The sequence below is a fragment of the Calothrix sp. PCC 7507 genome (assembly GCF_000316575.1).
GTDB lineage: Bacteria > Cyanobacteriota > Cyanobacteriia > Cyanobacteriales > Nostocaceae > Fortiea.
The window spans coordinates 2,556,371-2,569,783 of record NC_019682.1 but is presented as its reverse complement, the minus strand read 5'-3'; the positions used below and the strand labels follow the sequence as shown (position 1 = coordinate 2,569,783).

The window sequence follows — 13,413 nt, the reverse complement described above, 5'->3', positions numbered from 1 at the left end:
ATTCGTCAAGACAGTATCTACAGGCTTGGCGATTGAAAATATGTGTTTTAGTCCAATTCTGTATGAAGATACACATAATAATACCCCCCTGTAGTCCCCCCTTGCCAAGGGGGGACGGCGATAGCCGGGGGGTGAATTATATGCAGCTTCACAAAAAAACGGTATTAGTCTACTCCCATTCTTGAAATTCATTGTTGGTGTTGCGGAGTAGGGAGGTGATTTGAGTACGGCGGGTTTCAAAGTTAGCAGCAATGGAAATTAGCACTATACCTACTAATAAACCAATAATCCATTTTAAAAATGGGTAACGTAAGCTAAAAATTATTAGTTGATAAATACTAGTGATGAAAAACGCGGCTGTACCAACGTAAAGAAATGCCCGTACTCTCAAGGCTAAACCTGCAAAAATGGCAATGAGGCTGAAAATACCGGGTATTAAGGCTGTATCTTGATGAAATAAAATCGCCCAGCCGCAAATTAAGCTACTACCAAACAATCGGAGGCTGTGACGGGCTATTTTATTTTCTGCTAGCTTTAATTGCGGATCTATTTGAGCGACATACAAGATTGATAACCCTATGGGTGTGACATACCATAAAGCATCTGTGAGGTGTAAGCTGTCAAACCAGCGGAATAGCGCCCAATTAACTAAGGCTACGCTGAGATAGGTAAAACGGATGTTTCCCGCCATCTTGGCTAGGAAGATGTAGAAACCAGCAACTATTAACAAGGTAATGGGGTAAATTTGCAGTCTGGTTTCATAAGAAATTATCAGTGGTACGATATATGCGGCTTGTTGCCAAGGTTTTTTTGACCAGCCCCAGTTCTCCCAAGGTAAGATGTAAAGAAAATAGGCGATGACGCAAGCGATCGCACCTTTCCAAGGCATTAACGGGCCATCAAAAAATTGCCCTACTGCTGTTTCGCGCCAATAAACCCTAATGGCTGCTACTCCTAACAAACCCAGATAAACCCACATCTCGGCTATTGTGATTCTGCCAAATATTACAGTGGAACCAGTTAAACGCCGCCCTTGAAATATGGCATATTGAATCAAAAATATCCCAGTTCCCAATCCTACCAAGCGGTTAGCTGCAATAGGTGCTGAAATAGCTACTAATAATAAGAAGCTACTCCAAGCCCAGTGAATATGAGCGATCGCTTTTAGCTGTTGGGGGGTTAGTCTTAAGTAGTCTACAAGCCAAGGCGATAAAATCTGATAGGCGTACATAATACCGACACCTAAAGCAGACATGGCGATTAATGCGTCGCCGTATGCGCCTCCGGTGGCTAGGGACATTTGATAGAACAACAGTTCATAAGCAGAAACGGAGACGCCAATAATTCCTAAATACAGCAGCGGTTTAAATTCTTCGCGCCGTCGCCCTACACCAATCACAATTAATGCTACACCGAGAGAACAGAAACCTGTCCAGTCGGTAAAGGTGTTGAAGCGGAGCAATATACTGAAGGCTCCATAGATGAGCGGTAGGATGTGGAGGCTACTTGGCAATCTTTCTAATTGATACTTGCGTCGCCACCACTCACCCAAAAGCTGAGTGATTAAACCTAGGGTAATGTTAGCGATTGCCATATTCACTATTGAGCGTCCCCAAAACCCTAGCAATTCCGCAATTAACAATTCTACACACCAACCGACACCATAAAATGCCCAGTTTGTCGGTTGCTGCCAACTACGATAGGTTATGGCTGCTAATGTGATGGCAGTGGCAATTAAGTATAAAAATCCTGGAGATGTAAAGGTGTTATACACCGCTAGGGAATGTAGAGTGAGTGCCAACAACTCAAAAACAGATAAAGCGATCGCCCATTTATCGCTAGCATCTGCATAGATAGTTGCTAACTCGTCACCCCGTCGTAACAAGGCTGTGCGCCCCAACCACAAACTTAAGGTGGCGATCGCACCCACCACAAACCAGCCTGCAAGCGCCAAACGCGGTAATCCTGGCACACCTTCCCACAGCAGCACACCAACGAAACCCAACACAAAAGATTCTGTAATTACCGCAGATGCTATGTGTCGCAAATAGCGAGTATTTGCCAACATCAGCCCCGCAGCTACCGCTAATCCAATTAAGCGGATACCTGGTAGAGGTAAAGTTAGTAACTGGGCAAGTCCTACAGCTAGAACACTCAAGAACGACGACATTCTCCGCCGCTGTGCGGTTCGGCTAGCAATACCCGTAAGTGCTAAAGGCGTAATTAACCAAATGACTCCCAGATTGTATTGGGTATTAACATTGCCATACCAGGCTAATTCTGCCCGTGCCCACAGCAACAGAAAACTCACAACAGCCAATCCTAAGCCAATGTACCATGCACTATCTCGCCATAGTCCATCCCTGAGACTAAATGCCCACTCTGCCACCATTAATGCTAACAAAATGCTTGCCCAGGCTCCGTTAGTCAGATTTGGCAACAGCCAGTTGATAATTGAGCAGAGTGTCAGCACCCCCGTAATGTGAGTCAGATAGATTAGCGGGTACGTAGGGGCGAGGTTCCCTCGCCCTTGTGTTGTTGTGTACTGATAAGCACGGCGTTGGGTAACAAATGCGAGAGTGAGGGTGGAAAAGAGCAAATTGAGCGATCGCAATACGGGATTAACTAAGGAGATTGTGGTTAAAACCACCCCCAGCGATAGCGTCAGGAGTTCGCCAAACTTAGCTAATTCTCGCTTTTGGACTCGCCGCCAGCTTTCAGTTAGCGTCACCAGCAAAATGATGTAAGGAAAATAAGCTACACTCAGCAACGCCCAAGGTTCATCTTGAGCCTGAGTGAGTTGAGTACCAAGAGCGATCGCCGATGCTTGTAAACCAGCAGGTAAGCAGCGCCAAGCTAGCCAAACTGTTTGTAAGCCGATGAGAAAACCAGCTGCTAAGTCAATATTGAGACTGTACCGCCGTAAGCGATCGCCTACATACCATAAACTCAATCCACTCACAGCGATCGCCTGCCAGGGATAATTTGTCACCGCCACCAGCCAGCCGAGAAGGAGTAAAACACTACCAAATCGTTCCCAGATGAAGGGAGATGAGAGAGATGGGGGATGCCCTTCGGCTCCGCTCAGGGTAACGGGAGATGGGGGTGAAGAATTTTCCTGCTGTGCTAACCATGTCATCAACCAGCCGCAAAGGCCTATAGCTAACCCTAGTTGAGTGACATCTATTTGGACAACAAAAATTGCCCGCACCAGCAGCACCAGTAAGGCATAAACAATCACGGCTGCGGGTAAGTTAATACCTATACCAATTTGCCTATCACCTTGATTTTCTGTAGGTATGGGAGGATTTACCTGTCGGTGGCGATTGTGATAAATAGTGATAATAGTTGTGCCTACCATTGCCACATAAACAGCAATTAATGGAAAGCCTGGAAATAACTTCCAACCCCATTGCAGGTATGACAGCCCGAGAATATTGACTAGAAGTAACTTCCCGGTGCGGAAATTAGCAAAAAATAGGCGATTTTTATAGATTAAAACAGTAATAGCTGTGAGGATAGGAGATGCGATCGCTACCGTCAACCAGTCCAAAGGATTTTGCCACAACTTAAAGCTATCCATTGCCCAAAAGTTGACTGGCACTAACAACAGCGTGACAATCAGCAAAGTTTGTGCAGTCAACGTCAGATTGTTTTGCCTACCAGCCCAGAAGCTGAAGCCCCAAAAACTTAAGGTATAAGCTAATAAAACAGCATATTGTCCAGAAGCTGGAAACCTCTCCCACTGACTTGCAGCCAGCACTCCAGAGGACACCACCACCAAAAATACCCCTAAAAACAACAGCCAGCGAACACTCAATTCTGCCCCCAACGACTGCAACATTTTGGCAACCAAGTTGGGTTCAGCTGGTTTGGCTGGTGCTTTTTTGGGGCTATTAAATGCTAAAGCTTCTATAGGTAACTGCGCTACAAAGTCAGAATTTGCCACAATTACCTGTCGCTGAGGTTGCAACGCTGCCGGACAAGTGAGAAACTCTCGGCATAGCTGCCTAACTTGGGCATCGGAGATTAAACCCAAACGCAACCATGTATCCAGTCCTTCCAATAGCTGAGGATGGGAAGACGGCAATCTGACTTCAATTTTCAGCGGGCGATCGGGTAACATAAGCCGCAGGCATATCAGTATATACTTAAATCATCATTTGATCAAAGTATAATTATGTGCCAATTGTGCCACTTATTTTCCTGACTCTCTCAAACAATCAATAGTTAAGCTGTTGCGCCTGCAAATGGCATCACGATCATTTACCTTACGCTACGCTCCAGTCAGAATGACAAAGTTATACCTTCTTGGACTTTTCAAACATCTTCTTATACCCAGCCTTTCACTTCTTCTTTTGTCAGAAGTCTTTGCAATTTTAGATAATCTCGTTGCGTTGCTTTGAGAATATGTTTCATCATTACTGGTTCATCGGCATCAGCAGCGATAAAAGCGGCATTCATGGCAATGTTGCGGATGTTGCCTCCAGCGACTTGTAACTGTCCGAGTTTCTGATAGTCTAGCCCTTTGATTGGTGTCTGCGGTGGGAAAATGCGCTGCCAAATTTGCGATCGATATTGTGCGGCTGGGAAGGGGAAGTCTACCATAAAGCGGATGCGGCGCAAAAAGGCGGTATCTAAAGCATTTTTTAGGTTAGTTGTCAAGATTGCTAAACCTCCGTAGGCTTCCATGCGCTGAAGCAAGTAACTTACTTCTACATTAGCGTGCCGATCGCGGCTATCTTTAACTTCCGAACGCTTGCCAAACAAAGCATCGGCTTCATCAAACAGTAAGATTACTCCTCCGGCTTCGGCAGCATCGAAAATCCGGGCTAAATTCTTTTCGGTTTCGCCTATATATTTGCTGACAACGGCGCTGAGGTCGATGCGGTAGAGATCGAGGCGAAATTGCTGTGCTAATACATCGGCTGCCATTGTTTTACCAGTACCGCTTTCGCCGTGAAACAAGGAGGTAATCCCAAAACCGCGATCGCTTTTGCTGGCAAAGCCCCAATCTTGGTAAACTTTAGATCGTTGTTGCAGATGAGTGGCAATATCAGAAAGTACCTGACGTTGGGCTTCTGGTAGCACTAAATCATCCCAAGTAGATTTGGCGTTGATGCGTTGGGCTAAGTCATCGAGGCGAGGGCGGGCTTGAGTGCGGCAAAAATCCCAAAGTTGGGAGGAGATCCCCCCTAGCCCTGTATGAATTGCAGGGTGGTTTCATACAAAGAAAGAAAAATAATAATGATTTGTAGAGGGTGGATAAAAATGGATAGATAAAAAATATGAATCTCGTGGAACAATTGCAGGAAGTCCCAGACTATCGGCACATCCGGGGACGAAGACATGAATTATGGTTAGTATTATTGCTGATATTGCTAGGAGCAATGACTGGGTATTGGGGCTACCGACCACTGGAAGATTTTACCAAAGTACACAGGCAAGACTTGATTGAACTGTTAAACCTAGATGAGACAATCAAGTTTCCATCCTACTCAACATTCAGACGAGTACTGAAAACAGTAGATTTTCAGCCATTCACCGACTTATTTAATAATTGGGCATCAGTTTTTGTTCCACCAATGCCAGGAGAGAGACTGGCGATTGATGGCAAAGGTATTCGTTGCACAGTTACAGATTACAGTCAGTCCTATCAAAACTTTATCAGTACAGTATCAGTTTATAGTCATCAACGGGGCATTGTACTCAGGATGCAACCAATGTCAAACAAAAAAATTAGTGAAGTAGCGATCGTACAACAATTAATCTCCGAGTTTTGTGGTCAACAAGTCCTTTTTACCCTTGATGCTTGACACTGCCAAAAAAAACTGTATCGCTAATCATCAATAGTGGCAATGACTACCTGATTGGATTAAAAGAAAATCAACCGACACTCTATAAAATGGCTCAAACTCAATCACAACAGGATACTCCACTCAGCAGTGCCACAACCGTAGAGAATGTTCATTCACGAAAAGTCCAACGTGAGTGCAAGGTTTTTGCCGCCCCCGAACAAATTCAAAAAAAATGGTCTGGACTCAAAACTTTTGTTGTTGTTGAGCGTCAGGGTGAGCGCAATGGTCAGCCATTCTACGAGGATCAATTCTATATCTGTAGTCAATATCTCGAAGCTCAACAGTTACTTGCCGACATTCAAGGCCATTGGGGCATCGAAAATCGACTGCACTGGGTAAGAGATGTGACATTCAAAGAAGACTTTCCACCACGGCGTGGTGGCAATGCCCCTGTGAATTGGTCTATCCTACACAACTTTTTCATAACGATCTCCCGCACACTCGGTTTCCGAACTATTCCTCAAGCACAACGTGTCCTCTCCAACCAACTGCATAAAGTTTTTTCTTTCTTTGTATGAAACCACCCTGCCCTCCCCGCTTGCGGGGAGGGGATTGAGGGGTGGGGTGAAAGGCCTGTGGTATAAGCGTTTGAACTTAAGTTGACACCACTGAGCATTGCGCTTTACCCCTACGAAAGATGTGGTTTTTCCATTATTCATATTTCATGTTTTCTGTCAATGCGTAAGTCCTAACTCCAGCCCTTTCAAGGTGGTGAAATTCGGCACGAAAATTGGTTATTTCAACCTTCAAAAAGCCCAAAATCTGAGCGGATAACTCAGGATGATCGCACTGAAACAACGAAGATACGTTGTTCACCTTGAAAGGGCTAGTCCTAACTCTTACCAATGACAAATGACAAATGACAATCTCCGCCAGTTAGCTTTATTTGCGTCGCCCTACTTACATAAATTTTGTTAATCAAATTTAGGTGGTAATTCAGAAGGAGAGAGCAAATCTGGTTCGGAAGGTGTAGGCGAACCGACAGCAGGAGGTGATGCTGCACCAGAATTAGGCGCTGGTTGGGAACCTGGGTTAGCATTTAATGCTCCGGCTTTTCCTTCAGGGGGTGGGGGAGGTACTGCACCTGCCTTATTTGGTGGCGTGGGAATCGGCGGAATTAGCTGTTTCAGGGATGCCGGCGGAGCGAAAGTTTCAATAGTGACTGCTCTAGTAATTGGTTCGCCACCTGAACCTTTGACTTGCAGTGTCATTGTCATACTACCCACCTTGTCACCAAGGGGATAAGATGCGCTACCCGATAAAGGCACAGTTCCCGGTGCAGGTAGCAGTTCGACTTTTACGTCTTTTCCACCTTCCACCTTCCAAGATATTTTCATATTTTTCGCTGCATTTACACCATCAATGGGGATTGAATATTTTGCTGGAGCATCTTTACCATCAACCTTAAATTCCAAAATTCGAGGTGGACGAGGTTTAATCAGAATATTATCTATTTTTTTAGAATCTGAAGATTGTTCTTGCCGTTTTTGAGATAAAACTATCAATTCTAATGTATAGTTACCTCCTACCTTAATTCCTGTAGGAACATTTTTACAGCTTAAGGTATCTCCGATTTTGCAGAATTGCTTCAGGTTACGGTCAACTCCTTGGCTAAAGTCATATAATCTAATGGGAATCCTAACTGTACTATCAGTTGCCTTAGCAATAACATTGAGTTGGTGAACCTGTTGGGGATTACTAATTTTCCAATTCAATAAAATACTATTATTGATATTTTTATCCAGATTTAGTTTGTCTTTCGCTGCTTTAAGAATAGGTCTATAATTTAAGTTTGCTTCTTCATATATCTGTTTATCAGAACTAAATTCAATAATTTTGGGTATGGGTAATGGGGCAATTTTAATCGGATTGGTCTTCAGTGAATCTGCTGCTGTTTCTTGGTTGTTTTTAGAAAAAACTTTGATGTCAAAAATATATTCGCCTGCAAGGCTGGCATCTGTACGTACATTCTGACAAATTAGCACCGAGCGCAAACTGCAAGATTCTTTGAGTTCATTAGGTACACCCCGGCTAAAGTCGTAAACTATCGGCGCTACGGCAGCAGTACCGTCAGCTGACTGACCTGTTATAGTCAATAGATGAATTTGCTGGGGATTGCGGATTTGCCAATTGAGGCGAATGAAGTCGTTATTAACTTCTTGATATAAATTGTTAGCAGAGGTAAATTCGCCAATTTTGGGTTGAGTAGGCGGTTTAAAAAATCTCCACCAGATTAAGAAAGCGATCGCTACCAGAGTTCCGACTCCAGCTAAAAATAAAGGCAGGAACTGCCACCAAGGGCGCGGCTCCCAAATTAAAGTTCCTTGAGGAATATAATCAGGGAGGGGCAACTGCTCGGTATCTTCAAGTTGAACTCGGAACTCAATTAGCTCCGGCGCTCCATAAATAGGTCTGCGCCACCATTTATGAGGTTTGACCCGCAAATCAATATTGGCTGAACTCTTTGGCAATAAGCGCACCCCACTTGGCTCTACAGTGTAAGTGCAAAGCTCCTTTTCATCAGCAGTTTGCGTGCGGATTAAAACTTCCCGCGTTGTGTTACCAGCATTGGTCAACTTTAGCTGAAATATGCCTTCTTGATTTCTCACCCTGCTTCTTAAAATCAGGAATTCCGCATTGATCAGGTAAACCGGAAGAACTTGCAAATATACAACATCCAGCAGCACCAATTCTGGACTGTTGGCAGAATAAAAGCGGACAGTAGGAAAATAATTCCCAGCGACAGCATCAAGCGGGGGAGTAAGCAGCAATAGGATATCGCCCCTAGCGCCTGGATTGAGGTCTAAGGCATCCGGGGCGATCATCATCCCGATTTGTTCCAATCCCTGGGGATATATGACCTTAAACCAACTTTCTGGTATGTCTGGGCAAGTGATGCGAAAACGGTCTACCCGGTCAGAGCGATTATAAACGCTGACATTGACAGAAAACGATTCTCCTGGTCGCAGAGGCGCAGGTGTCTGAGAACTCGTGACTGGTTGCAGTGCAAACGTGGGGTCACTAACACGTACTGCTGTTTCCACCGGGGGCAACACTTGCAATCGCTGCAAGTACAGTATAGGAGTATCTTCTGGGTAGTGCTGTGGCGCATCAACTACGAGAGTGTAATTGTATACTCCCGGCAATATTTGTACTGACACCTGAAACTCGAAGATGACTTCGCTGCTAGTGTTCGAGTCTAAAGCTACCCGCTTCTTAGGTTCAGCACACCATTGGCGCACGGTATGAGAGCTTTCATCGAGAAAGATGTCAATTAAGGCACTTTGATTGCCTTTGTTGATGACAGTGACGCAGAGTTCAAATGTAGAGCCAGCGACAACTGTTTGAGCGCCAGAAGGATTGAGTATTAGTGCTAAGGGCATACCTGGAGATAGTTGAGCAGTAACGTCTTCGCTGGAAGTTGGGTGGCGAAAGCGAATTCTGTAGCTTGGCTCGCCTTCCCCTGCCAATAACTGCAGAAAACTGCGTTGTACTAAATAGTCAAGCATGGTGAAGGTAATTTCCTGATCTTCACCGATATAAGCTGCCACTTCAGACAAACTGACTACTTCTACTGTTTGCAGCATCCATAGCAGAATCTGCCGCTCAGAATCAGGTAGCGCCTGAATATCGGACATCTCTAGGCCGCTGACTTGTTGATTGCTTTGGCGCTCTGCCGTCGTCATTTTTACCTTCCTTTTACTCTCACGCTCATTATCTTATTTACAGCCCGTATCGCTTTGTGGAGTAACATCAATTCTCACTTGCGTATCGTCACTACCACTGAGGACAAAGATGTTTTTGCCTTGTCTCTTGAGATCGACACTATTGATTCGTTGCTCAGACCTGCCCACTTCTTGACCATTGGCAAATTGGGGATGGCGCTTGCCGTCAATATTCAAAGGCCAGAGCATCACCCGGCCGTCGTCTCCGCCACTAGCTAAGTAGCAACCATTTCTATTCAGAACCACAGAGCGCACTGGTTTGCTGCCATGACCGTTGCCCCAGCGATCGACAATGGTACACTTAACATCTTTGCTCAAGCATTTATCCAAATTCCACAGGGTAATATATCCCTGATTGTCGGCTGTTGCCATTAAATTTGGCTTGTAAGCGGCAACTGTTAAGCTTTGAATGTAGTCGTCTTTGCTGCCTTCCTGATAAGGCAAGGAACGGACTTTATCAGGTTCAAAATTCCACATCCACAATTGGTTGAAGCGACCGCCAACCATGAGATTTTTATTTGCTTTTCCGGCTAGAGCCAAAGCAGAGACCGCGAAATCGAATTTTTTTTGTTTAAAAGGCGAGTTGTTAACACTGACGTTCTTTTCCAGGTCACTTTGGACATCCCACTGCAAAACATAACCGCTACCGTGACCGCTAAACAAATAGCGCGAGTCTTTAGTAAACTCTAGAGCCAATACGCGATCGTCTTTGCGAAATAAGAAAGAATCTATAGGTTTGTTGCCATCTCCAGCCAGATTAAATAACCATGACTCGCCATTTTCTAAACCTGCCGCTAAGAGATTATTGTCCACTGGACGATAGCGAACTACGCGCACTGCTTTGCCGAGGTTGCCCAGGTCACCCTGGAACTGGTTAATCAGTGGATTGAGAAAGCCTGCACTATCCCACTTAATAATTTTTTGGTCATTCCCCCCACTCACCGCATTGTCCCCCATGCCATTGAATTGCACAGAAGTTACTGGAGCAGTGTGTCCGAATAAGGGGTTATTAGGATTTAGCCAGGAACAAGCCCAAGCTAGTGTGAGCAAGCCAGCACCTATCAATAGTTGCATCCAAATCGGCAAAACAGGCAGCACATTCAGTTTGAGGAATTGCGTATCATTGCGGATATCTATGTCCGTTTCTGACTCAATAGCCTTGACCTCAAACCGTAATTTTTTGCTTCCCCCCCACCAGTGTCTGCGCTTGTTGATCGTTAGCTGCAACTCTGTGATCTCGCCTGGAGAGATTTTGGCTTTCTCTGGGATAAGTTCCCAAGTGCTTTGGCGCTGTCCAGCTTCTGGTTGTACCAGCACCGTTACATCCGGTCTTAAATTGCTGGCATTATCAAATTTGAGTATGTAGGTGGCAGAGTGACACTTCCACTTAGGTATCCACCATGCTGAGGCTGATGGTGGCATTTGCAGTTCTTTGGGTATGCAGTTAAAGTCTACAAACCCTTTCGGCAAAACTATTATGGTTCCAGTTGCACTAGATAAAGGGCCATCAATTAGGTCAGCTTCAATAGTAAAAGGATATGGCTGACTGGGAACAAGGCTTGGAATTGGCAGTTGGCATAAGAAAGTTGTCTCTGTTTTACCTCCGGGTGGAATTTGCAAGCGTCTTTCGTTTCCTTCAACCAACCATGTAATATCTACGCCCAAAAAATTGAGGACGACATTGGCAGTTAGTTGACTTGGGTTGTAGAGACTGACAGGAATTTCTAGTAAATCGCTAGGATAAGCTGGAAATTCTGCTACAGGCAGCGTTAATTTTACAGGTGTGAGTCCTTTGCTTTTTTCTACAACCAGGCGTATTACTTCTCTTGTTTCTTCTCCCAGTTCCAAGGAGAAAATCCGCACGGTGAGGTTCATGATGCCAGCAAACCCTGGAACTGGACTATCCGTGATTGTGGCAGTAAATCGCGTGCGATCGCCTGGTGGTTTTTTGGCACTTACTTCTGGCGAAAAATTGTACCAACGAAGACCGGGAATTACGTCAGCACCAGCAGCGATCATCTCTAATTGAAACGCAGCGAAGCGATCGCTGTCATTTGTCACAGATATATTAAAAGAGGCAGGCGTTCCACCCGGCTTAAATTTAATCACCTGTTCTGAAATTGTTGTACTGATACTATTTGCCATTACCAAAATACCCAACGCGCCTGTAACTCAAGATCATTAACTGTCTTTTTTGGATGAATTTCTCATAAAAATTTCCCTATAAGCTGTTCCACATTTAACTTGTATAATTAAGGCGGGCTTTTCGTTCCACCCCACAAGAGTTATATTAATTTTGAATCTGAAATACACGTAGGGGAGCCACCCTCGTGCGCGGGTTTCCCGCGTTGAGAGGAGTGGCGTTGGGCAATGCCCACCAAAACCCGGATGTGGTGGGCATTGCCCACCCTACACTTAAGATTAAAGTGTACGGAAATTTTTCAATAATCAAACCGGATTCCTATATATTAAGTAGCCGTCATGAACTGCGTATCCCAGAACAGAAAAAACTTTCTCTCCTGCTACTTAGATTAGATATTCAGCTCATCAAATGCACTCTGATTTATCCAAGAATCCACACTGGATGCGGTAATGCGATCGCTAGCACCGAGTAACTGCATTATCTGTCGTCGTTTCCAGCTAAAATGTAAAATATTGATTCCCATTTCTTGAGCAGTGCGGATAGTTTCTCGTGGTAATAAAAGCTCATCATCTAATCCCCACGCGGTTGAAAGTTCGCCAACTACTAAAATAATGCCGCCACCATATCTGAGATGAATCTGTTCTTGATTTACGCTAGGTAGGGCGGCAAAAGAAAAAGGTTCTGTCCGCAAAGGATGATTGAGTTTCATATTTTTTATATCTTGTATGGGATGCCCTAACTGTTGTGCTAGGTTTAAAATGCTGCTAATTGTGGCATCCCCATCGTTGGAAGTATCTACTAATAAAACGCCTCCTGAATCTAAATAATTTTTAAGACCGATAAATTCTTCTTGATTTAAAGAAAATGCTTCGCGAATTGCCAGGAATAGTAAATCGCAAGCTTTGATTTGAGAATTAATATCTTTAATTTCCAAGTTGATTGGCTCGATTTGTTGAGCATTCAACGCTGGGTAAAGACCGGAAACAGATTGAAGTAAATAGGAGAGATTAGCTGCACTGCGCTCTGTTGCTGCACTATTAGCGATTTGGGCAACGCGCACAGTTGCTTGGGGACGCGATCGCACTTGGTGGCGATAGCGCAAGTCTAGCTGGTTGGAACCAGGGAAAAACACATCTGCGGGATTTTCCAACTCTACTTTTCCGGGTGGTAGCAAAATCCGGCACAATTCGACTTCTGTTTCTCCTGGAGGACTAAGTTTCTCGTCAATCCGAAAAGTTTCGTGGAGAATGTCAGCGGTTGCTGAACGGCGCAACCTTTCTGGGTCTACGTAACTGATGACTAAATATACAGTCAGTGATGTTTCTGACTGTGTTTGGGTGGCAATGCGATAAGTTTCTGGCTGGGGCACAATAATCGGGTTACCAGCTAGATCAATAGCAATACCGGGTTGAATTTGTATCCAACGGCGATCGCGGTAATTTGTCGGAACTTCTGAGGGAGCTGATATCAAGCACACCCCTAACCCAGAAACAATTCCTGGTTGATTGAGAGATTGATAGTGAATATTTTGTCGCTGACGGTGGTATTCATGAGCTATGCGCCAGCGATCGGCGTTCATCAGCAGTCCGTCAGTCACCAGCAAGCGTTCGAGAATCTTAGTCGGTGGTAGTGGAAATTGTTCAGTCATTCGATTTGGGATTTTAGATTTTAGATTTTGGATTGGCCT

Annotated in this window: 6 protein-coding genes and 1 pseudogene; 2 read left to right on the top strand and 5 right to left on the bottom strand. The window is 44.7% G+C overall.

Annotated features, from left to right (window positions below):
• Positions 1-169: 169 nt before the first annotated feature.
• Positions 170-4,126 (bottom strand): hypothetical protein, encoded by a 3,957-nt coding sequence (locus CAL7507_RS11055; RefSeq protein WP_015128559.1) that lies wholly within the window; start codon positions 4,124-4,126, stop codon positions 170-172.
• Positions 4,127-4,332: 206 nt separating this feature from the next.
• Positions 4,333-5,184 (bottom strand): annotated as a pseudogene (locus tag CAL7507_RS11050) (ATP-binding protein); the annotation flags it as partial.
• A 104-nt stretch (positions 5,185-5,288) separates the two neighbouring features.
• Here CAL7507_RS11050 and CAL7507_RS33395 point away from each other — a divergent pair.
• Together CAL7507_RS33395 and CAL7507_RS33390 are read left to right on the top strand one after the other, a co-directional pair.
• A complete protein-coding gene (locus tag CAL7507_RS33395; RefSeq protein WP_042341273.1) occupies positions 5,289-5,816 on the top strand; it encodes an ISAs1 family transposase in 528 nt (175 codons plus the stop codon).
• Positions 5,813-6,376 carry an ISAs1 family transposase gene (locus tag CAL7507_RS33390; protein WP_052331548.1) on the top strand — a complete coding sequence of 188 codons (564 nt, stop codon included), beginning with the start codon at positions 5,813-5,815 and terminating at the stop codon, positions 6,374-6,376. Before CAL7507_RS33395 ends, CAL7507_RS33390 begins: the two co-directional genes overlap by 4 nt.
• A 396-nt stretch (positions 6,377-6,772) precedes the next feature.
• Here CAL7507_RS33390 and CAL7507_RS11035 read toward each other — a convergent pair whose 3' ends face one another.
• The 3 genes from CAL7507_RS11035 to CAL7507_RS11025 all read right to left on the bottom strand — a co-directional run bounded on the left by CAL7507_RS11035 (position 6,773) and on the right by CAL7507_RS11025 (position 13,374).
• Complete coding sequence (locus tag CAL7507_RS11035) at positions 6,773-9,544, bottom strand: hypothetical protein (RefSeq protein ID WP_015128558.1); 2,772 nt, start codon at positions 9,542-9,544, stop codon at positions 6,773-6,775.
• A gap of 33 nt (positions 9,545-9,577) precedes the next feature.
• Positions 9,578-11,728: a WD40 repeat domain-containing protein gene (locus CAL7507_RS11030; protein ID WP_015128557.1), complete on the bottom strand. Its 2,151-nt coding sequence runs from the start codon at positions 11,726-11,728 to the stop codon at positions 9,578-9,580.
• 386 nt (positions 11,729-12,114) lie between these two features.
• A complete protein-coding gene (locus tag CAL7507_RS11025) occupies positions 12,115-13,374 on the bottom strand; it encodes a DUF4159 domain-containing protein (protein ID WP_015128555.1) in 1,260 nt (419 codons plus the stop codon).
• Between the last annotated feature and the right edge of the window lie 39 nt (positions 13,375-13,413).